Raw genomic sequence first — 21,689 nt, 5'->3', positions numbered from 1 at the left:
GCGGCGTCAGGAGGCGACCGGCAGCCAGCCCAGGCTGGTGAACCTCTGGGTGCCCGGGTCGGCGATCTGCGGGACGAACTCGCTGACGTCGTCCAGGGTCCACACCCAGTCGCCGCCGCGCACGGAGGGGTCCCACACCCAGTCCGATCCCAGCGCCACCACCTGCGACTGCGGCGTGGCCTGCGCGCTGGCGGCGGCGGTGACGTTGACCATCATCGCGACACGGATCTGGTCGGGCGTGATCACCTTCCAGCGGACGCCGATCGGGGTGACCCGCACGTACGCCTCGTTGGGCAGCGGCCCGTCGGGAGGCAGGCCGATGTGTTCGCGCATGCCCCTGGCCGACGGGACGGCCGCCTCCCGCGCCCGTTCGCGGATCTGCGGCTGGGCGTAGATGTCGGCGGCCCGCAGGTTGTGGTCGGCGTCCAGCGTCCAGCTGGCGTTGAGCATCGCCGCCATCGCCGCCGCGGCCCCCTGCGGGGTGTGCGGGAACCGCACCGGGAAGCGCTCGTCGAGGAGCTCGGCCGCACCCGGCAGCGTCACCGCGCCCTGCGGCGAGATGGAGCCGCTCCGCCCGTCCGAGGAGGGAGCCGGCCCGCCGTGCGCATCGCCGTCACCGCCCGAACCGCTCATCAACGACGACACCACGAGCACAGCCGCCAGCGCCGCGACGACGCCCACCAGCAGCCGGGCGCGCCGCCGGCGTCGCCGGGCGGCCTCGCGGATCTGCTGAGTCGAGGTCATCGCACCACCCGGCTCAGCTGGTGGCGTTCATGATCTGGGCGGCGATCGGCACGGCCAGGGCCGCCAGCGACAGCCCCGCCACCGTCCATGGGATCCCGGCCGCACCCTCGGCGGCCAGGTACGAGCGGTTGCGGCGGCCCACCGCCATCATGCCCGCGCAGATCAGCAGGCCGAGCGCGCCGGCGACCAGGCACCCCCACTTGGCCCAGGAGATCCACTGCTCCGCCACTTCCTCCAGCCCGGCGGGAGCCTCGGGCGCGGGGTTGTTCAGCTGGGTCCCGCCCCCGCCGGAACCGGGCGGGGCGGCCAGCGCGACCAGGGCGTTGTCGACACGAACAGCCAAGGACAACATCGTTAGCCTCCAGACACCGATGCCGAAAGCTGATCGAGTTGACGACGCACCCGCTCGACGGCGGCGGCGACCTTGCGCTGCCGCAGCGCCTGGGCGGGATCGTCCAGATGACGCAGCGGATACAGGTACGGCACATCGATCACGGCGGTCACCCGGGAGGCCAGGGCACGCTGCCGGTAACGCACCAAGGGCGGGACGCGGAACGGCACGTCGGCCACCACCATCAGCGCAGGGCGGCGCAGATCCGGCCGCCAGCGCGTGACCCAGACGGCGGCGGCCGCCAGCCCGGCGGCGGTGGAACGTGCCACCAGGACCGGAACGCGGGCGGCGTCGACCGGCATGCCGTACCGCCACTCGACGACCCTCCCCGAGTACCCGGGGTCCAGCAGCCGCACCAGCGTGGACGTGCCCGCTCCCCCGTGCACGCCGAACAGCACCAGCCCCGGCTTCGCGGGCAGGACCTGGGCGTTTCTTCCGGTCGGGGCAATCGCCGGCGCGTGCGGCCGGGGCGCGCACACCGGAGTCGTCGCAGGTCGAGGCCCCGGAACGGCCGCAATGGCCGTGCCCTTCATACCTCCCCCACATGATCGTCGATCACGATGCGGAAGATCAGACAGTGATGTAATTACTCAGAAGTGACCAATATTGACAACCCGAGTTTGCCGTCGAAGGGTGCTCCGCCCGCCGTCGGTGCCGCGGGGGCGTCAGCACCTGCTCGTGGTCCATACGGGGAGGACGATGCCGCCGCAGACGGCCGCATGGAGAACCGGGCTCGTGATGTCGGCCGGATTCGTGCTGGTCATGCTGGTCGTCGGGGTGGGAGCGGTGGTGCTGGCCGGTTTCGGCCTCGGCAGCTGCCGGGTGCAGGCGTCATCGGCGGCGCAACCCGACACCTCCGATGACGCCCGCGAGATCCCCGCCGACTACCTGGCGCTCTACCAGAAGACCGGCCGCGAGTACCGGATCCCCTGGAACGTCCTGGCGGCCATCGGCAAGGTCGAGTCCGACCACGGCCGCTACCCCGGGCCGGGCATCCGCTCCGGCGCCAACTACGCCGGAGCGGCCGGGCCGATGCAGATCGGCATCGGCGGCGCCGCCGGCGACTCCTGGAGCCGCTACGCCGTCGACGGCGACGGCGACGGGCGAAGGAGCGTCTACGACCCGGCCGACGCCATCGCCACCGCCGCCCGCATCCTCATCGAGGACAAGGGCTACCGCCGCGACCCGCGCACCGCGGTGCGCCGCTACAACGGCTCCGGACCGGCGGCCGAGGCCTACGCCGACCGCGTCATGAACCTGGCCCGACGCTACGCCCAGGGCGACTTCGACATCGGCGCCTCCAACGCCACCGCCCCCGACCTCGCCGGAGTCGCCTGCGCCGACAGCGGCGGATTCATCAACCCCGCGCCGCAGAGCGTCAACGCCCGGCAGTGCCGCTCACAGCCCATGGGTGCGGAGAACATCACCGCATGCATGCGGCAGGTCCGCGACCTGATCCGCGCTCGGTTCGGCCCCCTGAAGACCATCGGCTGCTACCGCACCACCGGCGACCCGCAGGACCACGCCCGCGGCCGCGCCTGCGACTTCATGGTCAGCATCGGCACCATGCCCAGCGCCGAGCAGACGCAGGTCGGCTACGACATCGCCAACTGGGCCGCGGCCAACGCCGGGAAGCTGGGCATCCGCTACGTCATCTGGCGCCAGCGCATCTGGAACATCGAACGCGCCCGCGAGGGCTGGCGAACGATGGAGAACCGCGGCGGCATCACCGCCAACCACTACGACCACGTCCACATCTCGGTGTACTGACCTGCGGCAGCATCACCCCACATGCCGGAGCCGACCCGTCCCGCCGTGCTTCGCGAAACCCCTGAGGGGCCCATCCCCGCCTGCGCGGGGCCGACACTTGCTGACCTGCAAGTCTATGACGGTGAAGCCAAGTTTTCGTTCGGTTGGATTCGCGAACGGACTATGCGTGGCCTAACCGGCAGGCGGGGCTCTGACTGTTGCGGTTGCGTCGGCGCTCGCGTCGACGAGGTCACCGTGGAGCCGTCCTTGTGTACGCTGCCCCGACCGGTAGCCGCCTCGCCCGCGTGCCGACGTGGCCGCTGACCACACCGCCTGCAGGGTTGACTGTCCTTCGAGCCATAGCGCCGACGTGAACAGGCATGACCCGAACCACCCCCGCATGCGCAGCCGACGCGGCGATCACGTCCGCCTACCTCCACAAACCGTCCCCGCGTGCGCGGGGCCGACTCGGCCAGCCACGCGATGCGCTCCGGGATGATCGGATCATCCCCGCGTGCGCGGGGCCGACTCCAGCGTCGAGGTGACGACATGGCCGCGCCGCGGACCATCCCCGCGTGCGCGGGGCCGACCGGCCCGCCGTCCGTGGACGTGTTCGGACGTGGGGACCATCCCCGCGTGTGCGGGGCTGACTGTGCGCCTCGGCCTTCGGCTGGAGCTGGGCGCCCTTGGTGGTGCGGGGCGTGGTCGGTGTGGGTGCTTCGCCGGCGGGTGGGGTGTGGCCGTCATGGGCGGGCGAGGGTGAGCAGGCCGCAGCCGTAGGCGCGGGCTCGTCCGATGCCTTGGGTGAGCGCGGCGCGGAGGGCGTGTTCGTCGGTGACCTCTAGGAGTCCTTGGTAGGTGACCTGGTACAGGGTGACCTGCCGGCCTTCGCCTTTGGTGAACTTGATGCGTTGCCGGTCGACGAGGCGGAGGTTCAGCGCGGCTTCCTCGGAGCCTGGAAGTGGGCTGGAGCCGGGCAGTACTCGGAAGCCGGCCTTGGCGGATTGCTTGAGGAGCCAGTTGGTCTGGTGCTCGACGGTGGTGTGGGGGCGGCGTCTTCCTCGCTGGTTCCCGCTGACGAATTCGACGTAGGTGGGGTTGGCGGTCAGGCGGAAGGCGTACCGCTGGCCTGGCTTGAGCCGGTCGAGCAGGGACGTGTAGGGCTTGGTGGCCCAGGAGGGCACGTCGGATCTGGGCCAGCCGACCTGCTCGACCAGGTGGGTGAGGTCCGGTCGGTGGGCCGAGACGATGTAGAGGGAGACCTTGTGCGTGCTGTCGGCGTCCAGGCGCCACAGCACGCGGTCGTCTTCGGACAGGACGGGCGGGAATCCGGCCAGGACCGCGGCGTGCATGCGTTGGGGGCTGCCCAGCAGGCGGACGGCGCCGTGGCGCCGGGGGTTGATGAAGGCGCGTGTCAGGAACAACAGGACCTCACTCCAGCAAATCCATGGGGTCGTGCGGCTCTGCTGCCGTGGGGGGCAGGTCGATGGAGTACTGCCTGACGAGGCGTTCGCCGAACCGGCGGGCGTAGGCCGCGGCGGGGAGCGGGACGTCGGTGACGGGGTCGCCTCCGCTGTCGGAGTCGAGGACGACGGGGCAGGTGACGCGGGTCTCGTCCTTGCGGCGGCGCCGCTCGGCGGGGCCGGCCTGCCACTCGGCCTCGGCCAGGGCCGTCTCGAGTGTGCTGGACCGCACAAGGTCCATGAACACCGGCCGGGACGGCGGGCAGGAGCGTCGGCCGAGGTAGAGCGGGTGACGCGGGCTGCGCAGGGCGTCGGCGAGTGCGGCCAGGTCGTCGCCGCCTTCGAGGGCGGCGACGAAGACCGCGTCGGCCAGGTAGTGGCGCCGGGTCACCTTCGTCGAGTCGCGGGGCCGGAGGCTCGCACCGGCGGCCGTGGGCAGCCTCTGCTCGGAGGGGACGGCGCTGCGGGAGGCCGCCGAGACGGTGTGGTAGTCGATGAGCAGCCGCCCGGGCTGGTCGACGCGGACGCCGAACCGCAGCGCCGCCAGGTCGGACAGGTCGGCGCCGCGGGGGCGTCCCTGCGCGGCGGCGAGCAGGCCGATCACGCCGGACTTGGTCGGCGTGGTCAGGGTGCTGCGGGTCATGTGGCGGCTGGCCGTGCCCCAGGACTGCAGCGGCCCGGCGAGCCGTAGGAGCAGAACGTTCATGCGCCGAGCTGCTGGGCCAGGCAGGCGCGGACCGACGCCAGCGCCGCGTCGAGGGTGACGGCGTCGGGCAGGTCGGTGCGCTTGTCGTTGCGGACGCGTTCGGCCAGCCAGGCCGGGTAGACCATGGCGCTCATCACAGGGGCCGTGCCGTACATGTCGTCCTGCTGCTTGTGGTAGGTGGCCAGGGCCGCGACCGAGGCGGGGACGATGCCGCCCTCGGGGGCCTTGACGGGCTCCTCGAAGGCGCCGATCAGGCTGACGGGCTGGTCCTTGCGGACGCTGAGCATGATGAAGTCGGGCCTGGTGTGGGCGGCGAAGCTGTTCTGCTTGCCGGTCGGCATGCTGGTGGCGAACGTGCGCGCGAACGCGGTGGCCAGGTGCAGGGCGCGGTCGGTCTCGCCGTCCAGGTTGCGCTTCAGGTCGCGCAGGGAGACCGTGGCGAACCTGTAGAGCGTGGCGGAGTTGAACTCGACGCTGCCGATCATGCCGGCGCCGGACTCGTCCGCGCGGGACTCGTCGTCGACGGCGGTGAAGTAGTCGAACTGGTCGGCGGTGATCTGGTGGGTGGACAGGGCGTGGGCGACCTGGCAGGCGGCGTCCACGTTCAGCTCCGGCGCGTCGGCGATCATCCGGCCGAACAGCGCCACGGCCCCCGCGTGCCCCTTGACCCCGAGCTCGTCGAGCTTGAGAGCGGCGATGCGCTCCTGCAGCGCCTTCTCGTCGCCGGCGACCGTTTCCAGATCTTCGCCCTCCAGCTTGTCGACGACCCGTTCGATCTGCTCCTGTCCCAGGAACAGCAGGTATTCGGTGACCTTGCGGTCGTCGCGCTTGCCGCTGGTGAGCTTCACCTTCTTGAACAGCGCGGAGGTCGCGGCCGCGCCGATGGCGTGGGCGTGCTCGCCGAGGTCGGGGCGGCGGGCGGTGAGTGCGTCCGCGATGACCTGCGGGAGCTGCTTGGTGCGGATGCCGCCGTCCTTGGCCAGCTCGGGGTCGTCCAGGAACGCGGTCCGCACGGCGCGCTTCCACGCCTGGGAGGACACCCGGGCCCGCAGGACACCGCCGTAGGTGGCGGTTTTCGGGCTGCCCGATTCGTCCCTATTGAGGTTGGCCGGCGGGACCGACTGGATGACATGGACGTCCAGGAAGGTCATGAATTCTCCTTGTCGGCGGTGGGGGCGGCGTCGGTGGAGGGGGACCAGTGGTAGTCCAGCCCCCACCGGCGGCGGATCTTTGTGCGCAGCTCGGGGTTCGGCCAGGCCGCCAGGTCGGCGGCCAGCCGGACGTAGTCCAGCGGGACGTCGTGTTCGCGCAGCTGCGGGACGAACGCGCGCAGGTGACCGACGACCTCTTCCACAGAGTCGGCGGTGGCGGCGGCGTAGAAGCGCCGGTCCACGCCGTCGGTCGCGATGTCCTTCTTCACCAGGACGTTGCGCAGCCTGGCTCCCGCCAGGCCGAGCGTGTTGGCCCGGTGCTCCTCGCCTCGCTGGTGCATGGGCCGTTGGCGGGACTGCTGGTGGAAGGCGTGCAAGGCGAGGGCGTAGTGGGTGGCGGCCTCCACCCGTTGGACGGCCCGGGCGCCCCATTCGGGGGGGACGGCCAGGCAGACCGGTGCGATGTACTTCCACATGGCCGGTTCGTCCATCGGCCTCTTGCGCAGTCCTCGGCGGCATGCGGCGAGTCCGCCGAGGTCGCAGGTGATGGCGCCGTCGGCGGCGGTGACGAGTCTGCCGAGCACCGCGGCCAGCTCGGTCTGCCACCGCGGCGGGGATTTTCCGTTCTGCTCTGTCACCCGTGCATCTCCTCGGGGGCGTCGGACGGTAGTTCCTTTTTGAGGGCGGCCCTGAACCAGATCTCGGCCAGCGCCGAGGTCAGCCGTACGGTCTTCTTGGGCGAGATCTCGACGTTCCGGCCGCGCACGGCTTGCGGGGAAGCCCGGCCGATCAGCTCGTCGGCGATCTGCCAGGCGCTCTCGCGGACGGTGCCGCGCCATTCGCCGCGGGCGGCGCGGGGCGTCAGGTCGTCGATCCGGGCGAGCCAGTGCCGGAACGGGTGGTCCAGGTCGGCGTACAGCCGGGTGCGGGCCTGGTCGCGACGGGCGTTGAGAAGGTCGTCATCGTCGCAGCCCGCGGCTTTGGCGAGGTTGGCCGCCAGCGCCGCCAGGTGCCTGGCCGCCGCCTCGGCGGCGCGGACCGCGTCCAGCACCACCGGCTCCCACACCGACTCCTGCGCGCCGAGCAGGGCGACGGGCAGGGGCAGGACGTCGGCGTACGTTTCGTCGATGACGGCGCTCTGGCTGCCGTAGGTCATGCCGATCCCGCGCAGCCGCAGCGGCACCCCGGCCAGCTCCTCGATGGTGTCGGCGTGGTCGGCCAGCTGCTCCAGCATGGCGGGGACCTTGGAGTCGGGGCCGATGATGCCGGTCAGGGTCTCCCGCGCCAGGATCGGCCCCAGGCCGCGCCACAGCTGCCGGCCCGGCCGGTGGGTGACGGGCATGTACACCACGGCCCGGCCGAGCTTCTTCTCCTGGGGGCGGCTGCGCCGCCACGCGCAGTGCGGCTCGATGCCGTACAGCTCGTGCAGGCGGAGCCGGTCGCCCGCGCACAGCACGACCTGGCGGACCCGCACCCCGTCGTCTGCGGGTTCGGGGATGAGCCGGATCCGGCGGGACGGCCAGGTGTACAGGTCGAGCAGCCCGGCGGGGGTCCGCTCCCGCCACTGCGGGCCGAGCGGCGCGCGCTCCCACAGCGGGGCGTCTCCCGAGCCGCTGATCTGCGAGGTGAGGATCCGCAGGTTGCACAGCAGCGTGTGCCGCAGCGTCGGACCGGTGGGGATGAGGACCCCCAGCTGCCCCAGGGGCCCGGTGGGGTTGCCGGTGGTCTTGCCGTACTTGACCTGCGGGTCGCCTTCGGCGCCGGTCTTGATGGCCGCCGTGTCCCAGGCGTGCGCGTGGACCAGCCAGCGCGCCGCCTCGGCCGGCGACAGCGGCGGCGGGTCGGCGTCCCTGGCCGCCGAGAACAGCGGCACGTTGTTGCCCGCCGCCACGTAGGGGATCAGCAGCCCGATCGTCTTGGTCTCGCCGCTGCGGGCGCGCAGCCCCGCGGCCTGGGCGAAGGGCGCCTCGTCGTGGAACAGGTCGAACCGGTCGCGGACCCGGTCGAGATAGCGGGTGATCCTGTCGGCGGGCAGCCGATCCATATCCCAGAGCGCCCGCCATTCCTCCTCGGTCCGCGGCCCGGGATGGTCGTCGGTGCCCACGGCCCGGTGCACGACCGCCAGGATCAGCCGCAGCAGCGGCGGGTACTGCGTGGGGCTGTCGGGCACCAGGTCCTGGATCTGGTGCGCCTGCAGCAGCAGGTCCCGCAGCGACAGCGTGACCAGCGCGCCGTCCGCGCGAAGGCAGGGCAGCCACGGCTCGTCGGCGAGGTTGAAGGTGTAGGACTCAGGCACGGGTGTCCTCCAGACCCAGAGCCGGACCGTAGGTGACCAGACGGCCGCCCAACCGGAGGGGGCCGTCCGCCGGCAGCAGCAGCACCCGGGCGTCCGACAACCAGGGCGTCCGCCGCCACGCGGGGGGTGTGTAAGCCGTCTGCGACGCCGCTTCGGTGAGCTGCTGCGGCAGCCGGATCGCCTGGTCGAGGATCACGTCGATCAGCTTCCGCGGCGGAGCCTCGTCCAGCGGAATCTCCTGCCGTTCGTCGCCGGAGACGGGGCGGGCGCGGCCCGGCCGCCCGCTGTCGCGCAGCAGGACCACCTCGATGGTGCGGGCGCCGAGTCGGACCGTGGCCTGGACCTGCGCGTCCGACTCCTCGTGGCCCTCGCCGATGTCCCCGATCCGCGCGAGGCTCGGGCAGTCGGGCTCGGGCAGGAGGATCTGCCGCGCCGCCAGCTCCATCGACTCCCGCCGCGCACGCTCGTCGTCCGCGGCGCGCAGCAGGTCGCGCTGCCAGCTGTCGGGCCCGATCCGCTCCGTCCCGTAGACGGCCTCGATGAGCTTTGGGATGGCGCGCGGCAGTTCGATCTCGGCCTTCCCGTCCAGGGCGGCCGCCGTGCGCCACAGCAGGTGCTCCCCGTAGACCAGGACGCTGCCGGCCGGCAGCCGCGGCGGCCCGTCGGGCAGTCGGCGGCAGCCCGCGACCACCAGCTGCGGACGCCGCAGACGCTCCGGTCGGGCGCGGTCTTCGTGGCGGTGCACCCGGCCCAGCCGCTGCAGCAGCAGGTCCACCGGCGCCAGGTCGCTGACCAGCACGTCGAAGTCCACATCCAGCGACTGCTCGGCCACCTGGGTCGCCACGACCACGTGCGGGCTCGGACGCGCCTTCTGCTCGGGGCCGAACTGATCGACGAGCGACTGCTCGCGTGCCCTCCGGTCCGCCATGGTGAACCGGGCGTGGGCCAAGGTGACCGCGTCGGATCCGAACGCCGCGGCCAGGGCGTCGTAGGTGCGCTGGGCGCGGCCGACGGTGTTGCGGATGACCAGTGCGCAGCCGCCTTCCGACAGCAGCTCCCGGACGAGCGGAACGATTCCGGCGGGGTCCTCCGACTCGTCGTGGAACCGCACCGACGCGACGTCGGCCTTGCTCGCCTTGGCCTCGGCGGCCTGTGCGGACCGCTGCCCCGCGCCGATCCACGTCACCTGCGGGTATTCGGCGTCGTCCGGAACCGGCACCTCCCGCCGGGCGTAGGCGGACACCAGCTCCGCCCGCGACCGGGACGGCAGCGTGGCCGACAGCAGGATCACCGGCACGCCCAGCGCGCCCAGCCATGCCAGCACCCGCCGCAGGATCGTTGACATGTACGCGTCGTAGGCGTGCACCTCGTCGATCACCAGCACCTTGCCGGTCAGGCCCAGATGCCGCAGCGCCACATGGCGGACGGCGACCCCGGCCAGCAGCACCTGGTCGATGGTGCCCACGACCACCGGCGCCAGCAGCCGCTTCTTGCCGCCCGACAGCCAGCGCGACGCCGTGATCCCGCCGTCGCACTCGTCCACCCCGACGCTCCGCAACAGCAACGTGCGGTAGTCGTCCTGGCGATCGGCCTTCCCATGGGCCAGCACGACCGTGGTCCTGCCGCCCTGCGCCTTCAGCCAGTCCGAGACCCGACCGAACATCTGGTTGGCGGTCGCCTGCGTCGGCAGGGCGACGAGGATGCCGTCCGCGCCCGTCTTGGCCGCCAGGACCTCCGCCGCCGCCAGCGCCGCCTCGGTCTTGCCGTCGCCCATCGGCGCCTCGACGATCATCAACCCGGGGCCGTCGGCGCCCTGCGCCGTCTCCAGCACCCGCCGCTGCACGTCCCGCGGGTCGTTGATCCTCCTGGGCCAGCGGGTCGGGTAGAACTCGGACGGCGCCTTGGAGGCCAGCTCGGCGTCCGGACGCCACACGTCGCGCAACCCCATCACCTCGCGGACGCCGTGCACCCGCGCCGCCGACCGCTGCGGATAGTCGTCGGGGAAGGCGCCTTCATAGGCGTACAGGGACTCCGTGCTGGCCAGCCAGTCCGCCAGGATGACCGCGCCGGCCACGGCGCACGCCACCGGCACCGGCAGGTTCACCTGCCGCCACTCCCGCACGTCGACGCCGAGATGCCCGGTGACGGCCTGGAAGATCTCGCGCCGCACCTTCGCCCACCCCGGATGCTCGTACACCAGGGCCCGCTTGGCGGTCGCCCGCCAGCGCGGACCGGGGAAGACGCCGTGATGGCCGCCGATCACCAGGCTCGGCCACTCCGCCGACCAGCCCGCCTCGCTCAGCAGCCCGTGCAACGCGTACGCCGAGACCAGGGAGTGCGGGGTCTTTGTCCGCTCGGCGAACGGCAATCCGGCCTCGCGCCCCCGCCTGGCATGAAACGGACTTTTCGACTGAAAGTCAGACGCCTTTCCAAGATCATGAAGTGCGGCGAGCCAAGACATCAGCCGCCTGCCGTCCTCGGCCCCACCCGGCAGATGGGCCGCCACCTGATCCTTCAACGGCTTCGGCAACCAGTGGTCCCACAACCATGCCGCGACATTCGCTGCATCGACCAGGTGCGCGACCAGCGGATGCCACTCGTCCGCGGCCACTGCGGCATCCCGGCTCGCCTCGCCGGTCTTCCCCCACACGGCGAGCGCCGCAGCGGTCAACTCCACAACACACCTCCTTAATGGGGCCGCCACGGTTCTACAGGCACCCACCGACAAAAGTGCGATGGATGCCAACCGCGGACCGGGAAAGCGTCCGGCGCCCTCTGGGGGGCACCGGACGCTCCCAAATCCCCGCATACGCGGGGCCGATATCCCAGCAAATGGACCGCCTGGGACCATCTCCGCGATCGCGGAGCAAACGGTTGCCCCAATAGGCCATCCATGTGGCTATAGTAGCCAAAGGACGTCGGCTCCTGTGGCGTCTCCGACTGCGAGGGAGTGGCGCGCAGGCAATTTCGCCAGGAAGAGATGCCAACAGGTGAAATGTCCGATTGGTGTAGTTGAGGGCCCGTAGCCAGGGCTGTCCACAGACCAGCCGTCTGGCGGGCTGTCTCAGCCTCTCCACTCGGACGAGCCGTGCGATCGCCGGATGGTCCGGCAGGGGCGCCGGTCGACCCCTAACCATCGGCCGGGATAGGAGGGGCTGTGAGGGAGCGGCCTGAGGCGGTCCACGGGTCGGGCCGGTACTGGAGGATCCGCGTGTGGCTCGAGGTGATCAAGGCCTCGGTCTGGATCGTCGTCCAGTGGGTCTACCGCGGACCGTTCGGTCACTAAGAGACCGAAGGGCCTCCTACCGGCTTCCTTGGCCAGGAGTTGTGCGGGTAGGAGGCCCTTTGGTGCGGTTGTGCCCAACCTGCGGCACGCCCAACAGGTCAGGCCTAACGTGGCAGGCCTGACCTGTTGGCAGCCTAGGACACGTCGGCCAGCTGTGCCTACCTTGGGAACAGCATCGAGGCACATCCCCGCGGTCCCGTGACGCCACCTGGCATCTCCGCTACCGCAGCCTCTCATTGGCCGTTCCTAGTGCGGAAGGGGCACCGGGCCTCCTCAGAAGAATGTGGACACCCCCGGCCGTGGGCCCTCAACTGCGTCTTGTTCGGTTGTCGCGGGCCTTGTGGAGGGCGTGCAGCTCCGCTTCGTACACGTGGCGTTCGGCACACAGGTGGTCTTCGTCGGCGGCGATGACGGCCAGGTCGTCGCGGATCGCTGCGGCCACGTCGAGGGGCAAACTCGGCCGCTGCGAAAGCGCACCGGCCGCAGCGTACTGCTGGTGCAGCGCGGCGAGTCCGACGTCGGCCTCTCGACGGCGCGGCAGGTCGGCTCCGGTGATGGGGGCGGGTTCGCGGTGGGGGATCAGCCAGTGCGGAGCGAGCCTGCGCACGCCGCCGCGCCCGCGAGGCCGACCGTGCTGCGGTGGGCAGCAAGGCACACATGGACCACCCCGCGTGCGCGGGGCCGAGACTTGCTGAGCTGCGAGTTCATGGCGGCGACGCCGAGATTTCATTTAGTTGGATTCGCTAACGACCCAGCGTGGCCTCGGCGTCGGATCTGGCCGACCCCGCCCGTAGATCCCACCGCCAGGTCTTCGGCGACCTGGATGACCGTGCACGGCCGTGGCGCCTGCTGGCACTCGACGAGGTATCACGGCCGCGCCCGTCCTCTGGGGGCCGCACTGTGCGTATCGACGAGTACCGCTGGCGCGCACTGGGATGTGCGGCGGGTCGTAGCGCACCGCGGTCATCCACTCGGGTCGAGCAGGCCTCGTACCGCGTGCGCGGGGCCGACTGTGTGAGGAGCAGTACCTCACGACGGAGGAAGAGAGCATCCCCGCGTGCGCGGGGCCGACGACTTGGTGAGCTGGGGCCGGGTCTCGCGCCGGGGACCATCCCCGCGTGCGCGGGGCCGACAGCGGCTCGACCAGGCCGCGCGCCAGCCCTCGCGGACCATCCCCGCGTGCGCGGGGCCGACACTTGCTGACCTGCGATTCTATAGCGGGGAGACCGAGTTTTCATTTGGTTGGATTTGCAAACTGACCGTGTGTGGCCTGACTGGCTGGTGCGGGATCTGACTGTTGCGTCGGAGCCCACGTCGACGAGGCCACCGTGGAAGCTCGATGCTTACGCTGTGCCGACCGGTAGCCGCCTCGCACACGGTGACCGACGCGGCCGGCTGACCAGGGAAGAAAAGCTGCGGATGACGATGAAGAGTGACGAATCGCCTGGGGTCAGGCACCTGCGTGAGCAGCGGCGGGCTGCCGCCGACCTTGGAGCCGCGCCCGTCATTATCGACACCGACATCGGTGGTGACCCGGACGACGCTTTGGCGGTGGCCGCCGCCGCCCGGACTCTGCCCCGGTTGGCCCTGGTCATCACCAGTGATGAGACGGGCTCCTCCTTCGGTCCTGGCCAACGGGCGCGGTTCGCCCGCGTCCTGCTCGACGCGCTTCAACGCGCCGAGGTTTCTGTCGTTGAGGGATGTTCGGTGGGCGATACCCGCTACTACTGCGTTGACGGGCTCGTCCCCGACGGAGTCGGGCGTCAGCCCACCGGGGTGGTCGATGCCGTACGCGCGGTGTGCGAACGGGCTTCCGGGCCGGTGTGCTGGGTGGGGATGGGGCCGCTCAGCAACCTGGCCCACATCGTCGAACATGCCCCTGACCTGCTCCCCCGCCTGAGTGTGACGCAGATGGGAGGGGCGCTCGCCTACCGGCATCCCGACCGTGCCGAGCACAACATCCGCCTCGACATGCCCGCGGCCCGCACCGTGCTCGACGCCGTCGCCGACCGGCGTCTCGCGGTCCCGGAGTTCGTCATCTCCGACGTCACATGGAACCAGCAGATCGCGGTTGATTCCCAGAGTCGGATCTATCGCGCTCTGACCGCTTCCGGAGCGCCCTCTTGGGCGACGCTCGTGGCACGCCATCTCGACCGCTGGTTCGAGCGCTTCCACCCGGAGTCGCTGCAGCACGACGCGCTCACGCTGTCGGTAGCGCTGGACCTGCCGTATGTCACCTCAGGTCCGGTTCGTGTGGTCATGGACGAGATCGGGCGGATGCGCCGCGGCCGCGAACAGGAAGGCGTCCTGCTGCGCCTCAGCGTTTCGGCCCGCTACCGGCCGTTCATGCGCTGGCTCACCCGAACGCTTGATCCGGCCACGCAGCTGGACGCCACCCCGAAAGCCGGGTGAGGGAAATGGAACCCATCGAACAGGTCCATCTCGCTGGCGGCACTCCAAAGGGCCTATGGACTGGCCGACGACCAGCTCCAGGCTGTCGCCGAGGCGTACGGGGCGATCCGCGCCGGCAGTGCGCCCTTCATCGTCACGATCATCGCCCGGATGCTGCCGGACTGGAGCGCGATGTGCTCGCCGCGCCCGGCCATCGGATCGTCTTCCTCGGCCGGGACACATGCCGTGGGTGCCGCCGTCCGGGGGCCGGCACCGCCCCAGCCGGGCGGCCAGTTCCGCCTCCTGGTCGATGGCGTTGATCTCCTCGTCCAGGCGTCGGCACCGGCGCGCCGCCAGGGGTGGTCCAGGTGGGCAAACGCCTGGCGCTAACTGGGATGACATGGCTCCGACAAGGCAGCCAGGGCCGGACGCCACTCCGTTGCAGCGACTGCTGTACGAGAGGGGAAAGACCTCCAAGGTCGATTATCAGTACGATCAGACCGACTCCAACTACGGTGCGATTGTGAAGTGGGGCTGAAACTAGGGATCAACGCCGCGCTCTCAAATTCCACGCGTTCGGCTACGAACGCGCGGTATCACGGCGCACCCTTGCCAGACGGTACCCGCCCGTTCAAGAATCTGCCGAAATGCCGTGGCTGACGCCGCGTCGACGCGGCTGGGAGGGCCGGTGGTCGGGAATATCCTCAGCATTGCATTGGGGCTGACGTTCGTCGGTGTCGCACTCGCCGAGATCGTGGGTCGCCTGCGGCTGACCCGGCGTATGCGGCGGGCTCGCGGCGTGTTCGTGGGCCGGGAGGAGGTCGGGCACGTGAGTGGTCCCGGCGTCTACAGCCGTGCCGCACGTTTCCGATTCACCACCGAGGACGGCCGGACCGTCGAGAGGACCAGTGCGCTGTCGACGTTCCCGGGGCCGAGGCCGGGGCGAGCAGTGACCGTCGTCTACGACCCGGAGCGTCCGCACAGCACCGCCGAGCGCGCGGGAGTGCATCTGGCCATGTTGGTGCTCGGTCCGCTGGTCGTAGTGCTCGGCGTCATCATGGTGTACCGGGGCTGGTCCGGCCTGTAAGGGGGCGCCGTGTCGCATGCGGAAAGGGTGATGGACCTGATCAGGTCATGAAGCGTCGCCTTGGCCGTCTGCGCTGGGGCGCGCTTGTCAACGCGGTCGTCGCCGTCAGGGTCGGAGCCGGTGACGGCCTGACCGCGTTGACCTGGAGCCTGCTGTGGGTCGCGCTGCCTTCGTTGATCATCTTTGCGCTCATGGCCGGGCTCGCGGCATTGCTGCATCCTGCGCCATACCGCTATCGGGCAGGGCGGCACGCGGTGGCCGCGCTTGCGATCCCTGTCGTCGCCGTCCTGCTCGGACTCGTTCTCGGGTTCGCGCAGGGCTCGAACCCGCTCGGCTCGTCTCGGCGCTACGGGGGTGCTGGCGAGATGGTGGTGGCCGGGTGGTCGAGCCATAGGTGTTCGCCGTGTTCGGTGACGGTGAGGCCATATCTGTCGGGGCCGGGTGCGCCTTGGTCGACCCACCAGGCGAACGCGGCCGCGGTCTCGTCCCACAGCCGCCGCGCGCCGTACTGGGTGACCTGGTAGTCGGTGTGGCCGGGCTCCCAGTCGCAGGTGGCCCAGGAGCCGTCTGCGTCGCCGGGTTCGAACAGCAGTAGGGAGAACGACCCGTCGTCGTTGTGCATCGGCATCATGCCGAGCCGGGGACAGCGCGCGGCGATCGCGAGCATGAACCCGGCACCGGCCTGGTGGATGGTGCGGGGGTCCAGGCGGGTGCGGGCGGTGCCGGCGTCGTCGGCGTGGTGGGGGTTCCAGCGTGCGACGGTGCGGTGCGCGCGCAGCAGCATGTACCCGGCTGCCCCGTGGAAGCGTCCCACTGCGCGCGGTCCCGAGACGGTCAGTCGCAGCTTCCAGCCGTGGCCGGGCATCGGCTGCCAGGGGGCGACGATCACGCCGCCGGGGCGGGTCTGCTCGACCCACGGGTACGGCACGGCCGTCACGGCGCAGGTGGCGTGGACGCGGTCGTACGGGCCGCCGTCCGGCCGGCCGCGCGCGCCGTCACCGATCACCAGGTGCACGGCGACGTCGGCGGCCTTGAGGTTGGCGGTGGCCTGATCGGCGACGTTCGGGTCGACCTCGATGGTGGTGACGTCGGCGCCGAGGCGGGTGAGCAGTGCGGCGGTCCAGCCGGTGCCGGTGCCGATCTCCAGCACACGGTCCCGCGCCCGCACGTCCAGCAGCTGCAGGAACCCGGCGACCGCGCCGGGCCCGGACAGGGAGCTGGTGGGGGTGCCGGTGGGGGCGTCGGCGGGGGCCGCGCCGTCCTCGCGTTGGGTGATGATCGACCCGTCGCTGTAGACCGCGTCCCACCAGCCGTCGGGGTCGGTGTGGCGGTTGATGGCCCGGCCCGGCCCCGCGCCGTTGTCGGGGGCGAGCCATCCGGTATCGGGAGCGAAGAGGTGTCGTGGGACGGCGTGCATGGCCGCCTCCACCCGGGCGTCGGTCAGCACGCCGGCGGCGCGCAGCGCGGCGGTCATGGCGCGGTTGCGGACGTCGGGGTTTGCGGTCACGTGGGAATCCGGGTCAGCTCGTCGGCGACGGCTGCGGCGATCGGCGCGCCTGTCTCGGCGGTGATCCAGCCCCATTCCCCGGCCTGGTTGGTCTCCAGCAGCACGTACCGGCCGTCGGGGCGGCAGACCAGGTCGGCGGCGCCGCAGACCAGGCCGAGCCTGCGGTGCAGCTCCACCAGCTTCGCGGCAGTGTCGGCGGGCAGGTGCAGGTCGTCGTAGGTCAGCGCGTCGTAATCGCTTCTCCAGTCCATCGCGGCGCGTTCGCTGCCCGCCTGGATGCGCATGGCGAACACGCGGTGCCCGACCACGACCGCGCGGGCCTCGAACGCCTTGGGCACCTGTTCCTGGAACAGGTGCGCCGTGCGGCAGATCGCCGGGTCCCGCAGCGTCTCCAGGTCGCGGACTGCGGTCGTGTAGAGCACGCGGACGCGGCCTTCGTCGCCGTGCCAGATCCCGCCGAGCGGCTTGTAGACGACCGGCCGGCCCAAGGCTTTCGCCCAGTCGTAGGCGGCCTGCGGATCGGAGGTGATGAGCGTGTCGGGGATCTCCAGGCCGACGCGGGCGGCCTCGGCGAGCTGGACCGGCTTGTACTCGCACCGCGCGGCCGCGACCGGGTCGTTCACCCACCGCGCGCCGGCCAGGGCCTGGACGACGCCGCCGAACCCGCGCCGCGCCTCGCGGAACGCGAAGACGCGCTCGGGCGCCGACATCCGCTCATCGAGGACGAACTGCTCGGGGTGGCGGTAGTACACCGCGCCGACGCCCGCCAGGTCGACGAGATCGTGGCCGTCGTCGGTCGCGGTGAGCCGTCCGCGCCAGCGGTCGCCGGAGGAGATGGTGGCGGTCATGGCGATGCGGGTGGGGAACTGCGCGGCGTCCATGCGGATCACCGGCACGCCGCGCAGCGCCAACTCGGCCGCGACGCGGTCGGCGGTGGGGTCGTCGAAGGTGGGGGCGGCCAGGATCAGCACCGACCGGCCGTGCGTGCTGCGGGTCAATCGCCGCCCGTTTCCTCGCCGGGGCTGGTGCCGTCGGGGTCGCCTGTGGTCTCTTTGGTGCCGCCCTCGTGCTTGCCGGCGCGGGGCTGCGGGACGGTCAGGTGCCGCAGCCCCCACGGGCGGGCCTCGGTGGCCGGAGTGTCGGTCCTGCTCAGCACGTTGCCGATGGGATTGAGCGGGAACAGGTCACCGACACGGGCCAGCAGGCCGCGGGACTCGCCGTCCGGTGAACAGGTGACCTGGTCGACCTCCGTGAAAGGACGACGGGCGACGGGAGGGTGGAGCATGATCGCATCGCCTCCGGTTCGGGCATCATCCCGAAGGTAACTGGCGAACCGCACAGCGAGAAGGTAAAACGCCACTCACCATCTCCGCCGACCGTCTTCGCACCGCCCTGGTGGACCAGCCAGTCGCGCAGGGACGTGCCACTGACGGAGGCCAGCGCGACACCGAGCCACTCGCCCGCCGATACCACGTCGTCGTCCAGCGCCGCGCCGTCTGGCGTGAGGCCGGCGGCGACCGCGCCCGCTACACCGAGATCATCCGGCGGCGCCTCGCCCAGCGGCCCGAGCGCACGGACCGGGAGATGTGGCGGGACTTTCTACACCGGGCTGTCCTGCTCGTCATCGTCCACCTGGTCGCGGCCGCGGTGATCTGCCTGTGGGACGCGTGGCCGGCGCTCGCCACACTGCCGTACGTCCTGGGCATCGGTGGGTAGCGCGGCCCCAGCCAGCTTGACCCGTCCCCGCCGCCAGAGCGAGAGTCATCGTGCACGCCTTTGCACACCAGCGGAGAGGGAGGGCGGCGTGACCCTAGAGTTCCTGGGAAAGGACCCCCAGTCCGACGACGGGCAATCTCCTACTGTGTGGCGCGATCCCGACACCGGGGACTACGTCCTGCGAGGGTGGAAGATCGACGCGCAGACACGCGCGGCCGTCGGCGATGACCCGCCGGGCGAGCTGACCATGCGGTTCCCCGCCCGGATGATGCGATTCTTCCCGGAGGTGACCGGTGGCACCGACGTATCGTGACCTGCTCACCTCGGCCACCGTGTCGGCCGTGCACCTGGAGATGCGCGACGTCTACACCGTCGAGGCCGAGCAGCAGCGCATTCAGGCGTGGCGGGACGGGCATCGCTGGGACCCCGCCGACCGCGCGTCCTGGTGGCGCCCCTGGCTGGACCTGATCGCCGAGACCGTCGGCCGCGGGGTCGACGTGCGCCGGGCCCGCGTGGTGTCCGAACCGGTCAGCGAGTACATCCGCTACAGCCACAGCTACGCGTTCACCAACGTCGCTGCCGGCGAGCGGCTGCGCTGGCTGCCGCGCCGACGCGCGTCCGACCTAGCCCTGCCGGGTAACGACTTCTGGCTCGTCGACGGCCGTCTGGTGCTGTGGAACCACTTCGACGGCGACGGCCGACCCACCGGAACCGAGATCACCGAGGACCCGGCGGCCGTCAAGCTGTGCGCGGCCGCGTTCGAGGCGGTGTGGGAACGCGGCGTCGACCACGAGGACTACCGACCCGCCTAGGCGTACCGTGTCCGCCACCTCGCCGTCGTCCAGCGTCCAGCAGGCGCGTAAGGCGCTCGCCGACCGCCTCAGAGACATCCGCGTCGAAGCAGGACTGACCGCGACCGCGCTCGCAGAGGCGGCAGGGTGGCACCGCACGAAGGTGTCAAAGCTGGAACACACGGCGACCTCGCCCTCCGCCACCGACATCCGCACCTGGTGCCGGGTGTGTGGTGTGCCCGAGCAGGCCGACGAGTTGATCGCGGCCCTGCGCGTGGTCGGCAGCATGTACATGGAGTGGCGGCGATTGCTCCGCACTGGCCTACGGCGCCAGCAGGAGGCGCGGCTGCCGGTATACGAGCGCACCCGGCACTTCCGGGCCTACTCGTCCTGGCTCGTGCCCGGCCTGTTGCAGACCCGTGCATACACGACAGCCGTGCTGCGGTCGATCCAGGAGCGCAGCGGCCTGCGCGACGACGTGGACGCTGCGGTGGCCTCGCGCATGGAGAGACAGCACGTCCTGCACACCGGGGATCGCCGGTTCGCAATGCTGGTGGAGGAGTCGGTGCTGCGGTCGGCGCCGTGCGACGCCTCCACGATGGCAGGGCAGATCGACCACCTGATCACGTGCACGTCGCTGCCGCAGGTCAGCCTGGGTGTGATCCCCATGGGGGTCGGCCGCACACGGTGGCCGGCCGAAGGGTTTTGGATCTTCGATGATGCTCAGGTGACCGTCGAGCTGGTGTCGGGATATCTGACGATCACACAGCCGGGCGAGATCGCGGAGTATGTCCAGGCGTTCACCGAGTTCGCGGCGATGGCCGTGTACGGCGACCAGGCACGCGCGCTGATGCGCCGTGCGCTGGGCGTGTTGAGCTGAGCTGCTGCACACTCCTGCACACTTCTGGCTCTGGATCTCACGGCGGGTGGATCGTCTGTGACGGATGGCACAAACGCCGTCGACCCCGGGCCGCTGCGGTCACAGCGGGGAACCCCGGGACCTCGCCGGACGACGGAGGTCCGACTGATGTACGGGTATGACCCATTGGCCGCGCTCGGCCGGAAGCTGGCCGTGCAGGGTCTGACGGTCACCACCATGCTGCGCGTCGCGGACGCGGCCGGTGTCTGGTTGACGATCACCTGTCGGCCGAGGCCGGAGGACGGTGGCCGCCTGTGGTTCTTCACCGGGGCGGGTGAGCCGATTTCCGAGACCGGTGGCGGGCACGAGCGGGACGCGGTCTTGTACATCCTCGGCCGCCTCGCCCGACGCGCCGAGCGCCTCGCCGATGAGGCTGCGAAGTGACCGCGCCCGCGGGGCCGGTGCTGTGGGACACCGCCGCCGTCACCGCCCGCTTGCGGCGGCGGTACCGGGTGCCGGTGTGGTGGGACGACCGGAACGCGGTGTGGATGGCGCTGGTGGTGCGGCCGACCGGTCACCCGGTCGGTGACGAGGTGGTCGCCGCGGCCACGCCCGCCGGGCTGGAGCGGTGCTTGGCCGCCGCCGGGGTACAGCCGGTCGCCCCGCAGCAGGCCCCCCGGCCCGTGCCGGGGCGTGTGCGGCGTCCGGTGCACGGGCGGCACGAAGCACCCCGGCCGCCGTGGTGGCGGCGCCTTGTCGGCGTGTTCGTCCAGCTCGACGACGACGAACGGTGACCGGCGGCCAGGCCGAGGACGTCGGCCAGTGCATCCGCGTGCGGATCGGCGGCCGGTCGGTCCTCATCCGCCGGTGCTACCCCGACGTCTGGAACGCCTTCGACGACGACACCGGCGAACAGCTGACGGTCGCCGTGGACCTCGGTGACGGCTGGTGGCTGGCCGTGCGGATCGGCGATGAGTGCCGGCACATGCACGTCCCGCGACGGGGTCGCCGAGGTCACCCGGCAGCTGTTGACGACCTAGACCCCGCGGTCCCGGGAGGCTGGCGGCACATCCACGCCCCGGGCCGCGGTTCCAGACCGCCGCGCCCCCGTGTGCGTAGGGGTGCCTCCCGGGGCGCGGCGCCAAGACGGCGGGGCGGGTCTGCATGGCGCGGTGGCCCGCCCGCCCACCGATCCCGCGACAACACAACGACCACATGGAGGAAGCAGATGGGCAAACGCGGCACCGATGGCCACAGCGGCGACGGCTACAGGCCCAAGGAGGAGCACGGCACGTTCGTCGACCCGACCAAGCAGCCGAGCAAGGGCACAAGGGCCAAGGACGACGAGGGCAAGGGCGGCAAGGGCAAGTGAGCGAGGCCGAAGCCCTGAACCAGCAGCTCATCGGCGAACTCGAAAACCGCGGTGTGCTGTCCGACCGGTGGCGTCCGGCGTTCCTGGCCATGCCGCGGCACCGGTTCGTCCCGGACCTCATCTGGGGGGAGGGCGACGGCGGCGGGTTCAGCGCACGACGCCGCGACGAGTATCCGGATG

At 71.3% G+C, this 21,689-nt stretch carries 24 protein-coding genes and 1 pseudogene; 12 read left to right on the top strand and 13 right to left on the bottom strand.

Going from position 1 to position 21,689, the window contains the following annotated elements; all coding sequences use genetic code 11:
• Positions 1–6: 6 nt before the first annotated feature.
• Genes QSK22_RS31340 through QSK22_RS31330 form a run of 3 tightly spaced genes read right to left on the bottom strand, consistent with a single transcriptional unit; the run spans position 7 to position 1,533 of the window.
• Positions 7–744 carry a hypothetical protein gene (locus QSK22_RS31340; RefSeq protein ID WP_285498093.1) on the bottom strand — a complete coding sequence of 246 codons (738 nt, stop codon included), beginning with the start codon at positions 742–744 and terminating at the stop codon, positions 7–9.
• Between the two features lie 13 nt (positions 745–757).
• Positions 758–1,087 (bottom strand): hypothetical protein, encoded by a 330-nt coding sequence (locus QSK22_RS31335; protein WP_285498092.1) that lies wholly within the window; start codon positions 1,085–1,087, stop codon positions 758–760.
• 11 nt (positions 1,088–1,098) lie between these two features.
• Entirely contained in the window at positions 1,099–1,533 is a 435-nt protein-coding gene (locus tag QSK22_RS31330; RefSeq protein ID WP_285498091.1) for a hypothetical protein, read from the bottom strand.
• Positions 1,534–1,873: 340 nt separating this feature from the next.
• On the opposite strand from QSK22_RS31330, the gene QSK22_RS31325 reads away from it, so the two are divergent.
• The gene (locus QSK22_RS31325; RefSeq protein WP_285498090.1) at positions 1,874–2,905 is read left to right on the top strand and encodes a lytic transglycosylase domain-containing protein; all 1,032 of its coding nucleotides are present in this window, start codon (positions 1,874–1,876) and stop codon (positions 2,903–2,905) included.
• A 722-nt stretch (positions 2,906–3,627) separates the two neighbouring features.
• On the opposite strand, the gene cas6e is transcribed toward QSK22_RS31325, so the two are convergent.
• From cas6e to cas3, 6 genes are read right to left on the bottom strand one after another with little or no spacing between them, the layout of a single operon-like run.
• Complete coding sequence (gene cas6e / locus QSK22_RS31320) at positions 3,628–4,308, bottom strand: type I-E CRISPR-associated protein Cas6/Cse3/CasE (protein ID WP_285498088.1); 681 nt, start codon at positions 4,306–4,308, stop codon at positions 3,628–3,630.
• Positions 4,309–4,315: 7 nt separating this feature from the next.
• Positions 4,316–5,053, bottom strand: a complete 738-nt coding sequence (gene cas5e / locus QSK22_RS31315) for a type I-E CRISPR-associated protein Cas5/CasD (protein WP_285498087.1) — start codon at positions 5,051–5,053, stop codon at positions 4,316–4,318.
• Positions 5,050–6,204 (bottom strand): type I-E CRISPR-associated protein Cas7/Cse4/CasC, encoded by a 1,155-nt coding sequence (gene cas7e / locus QSK22_RS31310; protein ID WP_285498086.1) that lies wholly within the window; start codon positions 6,202–6,204, stop codon positions 5,050–5,052. The genes cas5e and cas7e overlap by 4 nt, the downstream gene beginning before the upstream one ends.
• Positions 6,201–6,842 carry a type I-E CRISPR-associated protein Cse2/CasB gene (gene casB / locus QSK22_RS31305; protein WP_285498085.1) on the bottom strand — a complete coding sequence of 214 codons (642 nt, stop codon included), beginning with the start codon at positions 6,840–6,842 and terminating at the stop codon, positions 6,201–6,203. Before casB ends, cas7e begins: the two co-directional genes overlap by 4 nt.
• Positions 6,839–8,500 (bottom strand): type I-E CRISPR-associated protein Cse1/CasA, encoded by a 1,662-nt coding sequence (gene casA / locus QSK22_RS31300; RefSeq protein ID WP_285498084.1) that lies wholly within the window; start codon positions 8,498–8,500, stop codon positions 6,839–6,841. Before casA ends, casB begins: the two co-directional genes overlap by 4 nt.
• The gene (gene cas3, locus QSK22_RS31295; protein ID WP_285498083.1) at positions 8,493–11,309 is read right to left on the bottom strand and encodes a CRISPR-associated helicase Cas3'; all 2,817 of its coding nucleotides are present in this window, start codon (positions 11,307–11,309) and stop codon (positions 8,493–8,495) included. The genes casA and cas3 overlap by 8 nt, the downstream gene beginning before the upstream one ends.
• Before the next feature lie 348 nt (positions 11,310–11,657).
• On the opposite strand from cas3, the gene QSK22_RS31290 reads away from it, so the two are divergent.
• Entirely contained in the window at positions 11,658–11,786 is a 129-nt protein-coding gene (locus QSK22_RS31290) for a hypothetical protein (protein ID WP_285498082.1), read from the top strand.
• Positions 11,787–12,093: 307 nt separating this feature from the next.
• Here the strand turns inward: QSK22_RS31290 and QSK22_RS31285 are convergent, their stop codons facing one another.
• The gene (locus QSK22_RS31285) at positions 12,094–12,393 is read right to left on the bottom strand and encodes a hypothetical protein (RefSeq protein WP_285498081.1); all 300 of its coding nucleotides are present in this window, start codon (positions 12,391–12,393) and stop codon (positions 12,094–12,096) included.
• Positions 12,394–13,205: 812 nt separating this feature from the next.
• Between QSK22_RS31285 and QSK22_RS31280 the strand changes: the two genes are divergently transcribed.
• Both QSK22_RS31280 and QSK22_RS31275 read left to right on the top strand, forming a co-directional pair.
• Positions 13,206–14,198 (top strand): nucleoside hydrolase, encoded by a 993-nt coding sequence (locus QSK22_RS31280; protein ID WP_285498080.1) that lies wholly within the window; start codon positions 13,206–13,208, stop codon positions 14,196–14,198.
• A 631-nt stretch (positions 14,199–14,829) separates the two neighbouring features.
• Positions 14,830–15,264, top strand: a complete 435-nt coding sequence (locus tag QSK22_RS31275) for a DUF3592 domain-containing protein (RefSeq protein WP_285498078.1) — start codon at positions 14,830–14,832, stop codon at positions 15,262–15,264.
• Positions 15,265–15,610: 346 nt separating this feature from the next.
• On the opposite strand, the gene QSK22_RS31270 is transcribed toward QSK22_RS31275, so the two are convergent.
• From QSK22_RS31270 to QSK22_RS31260, 3 genes are read right to left on the bottom strand one after another with little or no spacing between them, the layout of a single operon-like run.
• Positions 15,611–16,771: a methyltransferase domain-containing protein gene (locus QSK22_RS31270; protein ID WP_285498076.1), complete on the bottom strand. Its 1,161-nt coding sequence runs from the start codon at positions 16,769–16,771 to the stop codon at positions 15,611–15,613.
• Positions 16,768–17,769, bottom strand: coding sequence for an ATP-grasp ribosomal peptide maturase (tgmB, locus tag QSK22_RS31265; RefSeq protein ID WP_285498075.1), 1,002 nt, complete (start codon positions 17,767–17,769; stop codon positions 16,768–16,770). The genes QSK22_RS31270 and tgmB overlap by 4 nt, the downstream gene beginning before the upstream one ends.
• On the bottom strand, positions 17,766–18,056 hold the full coding sequence (locus QSK22_RS31260; protein ID WP_285498074.1) for a hypothetical protein: 291 nt from the start codon (positions 18,054–18,056) through the stop codon (positions 17,766–17,768). The genes tgmB and QSK22_RS31260 overlap by 4 nt, the downstream gene beginning before the upstream one ends.
• A 110-nt stretch (positions 18,057–18,166) precedes the next feature.
• Here QSK22_RS31260 and QSK22_RS31255 point away from each other — a divergent pair, with 110 nt between their 5' ends.
• The 8 genes and pseudogenes from QSK22_RS31255 to QSK22_RS31220 form a co-directional block, all read left to right on the top strand.
• A complete protein-coding gene (locus QSK22_RS31255) occupies positions 18,167–18,487 on the top strand; it encodes a hypothetical protein (protein WP_285498073.1) in 321 nt (106 codons plus the stop codon).
• Between the two features lie 88 nt (positions 18,488–18,575).
• Complete coding sequence (locus tag QSK22_RS31250; protein WP_285498072.1) at positions 18,576–18,800, top strand: hypothetical protein; 225 nt, start codon at positions 18,576–18,578, stop codon at positions 18,798–18,800.
• Positions 18,781–19,299 carry a DUF6879 family protein gene (locus QSK22_RS31245; protein ID WP_285498071.1) on the top strand — a complete coding sequence of 173 codons (519 nt, stop codon included), beginning with the start codon at positions 18,781–18,783 and terminating at the stop codon, positions 19,297–19,299. The genes QSK22_RS31250 and QSK22_RS31245 overlap by 20 nt, the downstream gene beginning before the upstream one ends.
• Positions 19,300–19,306: 7 nt before the next feature.
• Entirely contained in the window at positions 19,307–20,158 is an 852-nt protein-coding gene (locus QSK22_RS31240; protein ID WP_285498070.1) for a DUF5753 domain-containing protein, read from the top strand.
• A 147-nt stretch (positions 20,159–20,305) separates the two neighbouring features.
• Positions 20,306–20,581, top strand: a complete 276-nt coding sequence (locus tag QSK22_RS31235; RefSeq protein ID WP_285498069.1) for a hypothetical protein — start codon at positions 20,306–20,308, stop codon at positions 20,579–20,581.
• A complete protein-coding gene (locus QSK22_RS31230) occupies positions 20,578–20,931 on the top strand; it encodes a hypothetical protein (protein ID WP_285498068.1) in 354 nt (117 codons plus the stop codon). The genes QSK22_RS31235 and QSK22_RS31230 overlap by 4 nt, the downstream gene beginning before the upstream one ends.
• Positions 20,932–21,365: 434 nt before the next feature.
• Complete coding sequence (locus tag QSK22_RS31225) at positions 21,366–21,509, top strand: hypothetical protein (protein ID WP_285498067.1); 144 nt, start codon at positions 21,366–21,368, stop codon at positions 21,507–21,509.
• Positions 21,506–21,689: pseudogene (locus QSK22_RS31220) on the top strand (methyltransferase domain-containing protein); the annotation flags it as partial. The gene QSK22_RS31225 and the pseudogene QSK22_RS31220, both read left to right, overlap by 4 nt.

This window comes from Actinomadura sp. NBRC 104425, assembly GCF_030269545.1.
Classification (GTDB): domain Bacteria; phylum Actinomycetota; class Actinomycetes; order Streptosporangiales; family Streptosporangiaceae; genus Spirillospora; species Spirillospora keratinilytica.
Note: the sequence above shows the minus strand (reverse complement) of the source record. Positions and strands in the feature narration are given on the sequence as shown.

Bases quoted from the DNA above. Each gene is read 5' to 3' on its own strand.
- QSK22_RS31340 (WP_285498093.1), bottom strand. From the start codon at position 744: ATGACCTCGACTCAGCAGATCCGCGAGGCCGCCCGGCGACGCCGGCGG.
- QSK22_RS31325 (WP_285498090.1), top strand. From the start codon at position 1,874: ATGTCGGCCGGATTCGTGCTGGTCATGCTGGTCGTCGGGGTGGGAGCG.
- cas5e (WP_285498087.1), bottom strand. From the start codon at position 5,053: ATGAACGTTCTGCTCCTACGGCTCGCCGGGCCGCTGCAGTCCTGGGGC.
- cas7e (WP_285498086.1), bottom strand. From the start codon at position 6,204: ATGACCTTCCTGGACGTCCATGTCATCCAGTCGGTCCCGCCGGCCAAC.
- cas3 (WP_285498083.1), bottom strand. From the start codon at position 11,309: ATGCGGGGATTTGGGAGCGTCCGGTGCCCCCCAGAGGGCGCCGGACGC.
- QSK22_RS31280 (WP_285498080.1), top strand. From the start codon at position 13,206: ATGACGATGAAGAGTGACGAATCGCCTGGGGTCAGGCACCTGCGTGAG.
- QSK22_RS31260 (WP_285498074.1), bottom strand. From the start codon at position 18,056: ATGCTCCACCCTCCCGTCGCCCGTCGTCCTTTCACGGAGGTCGACCAG.
- QSK22_RS31235 (WP_285498069.1), top strand. From the start codon at position 20,306: ATGTACGGGTATGACCCATTGGCCGCGCTCGGCCGGAAGCTGGCCGTG.
- QSK22_RS31225 (WP_285498067.1), top strand. From the start codon at position 21,366: ATGGGCAAACGCGGCACCGATGGCCACAGCGGCGACGGCTACAGGCCC.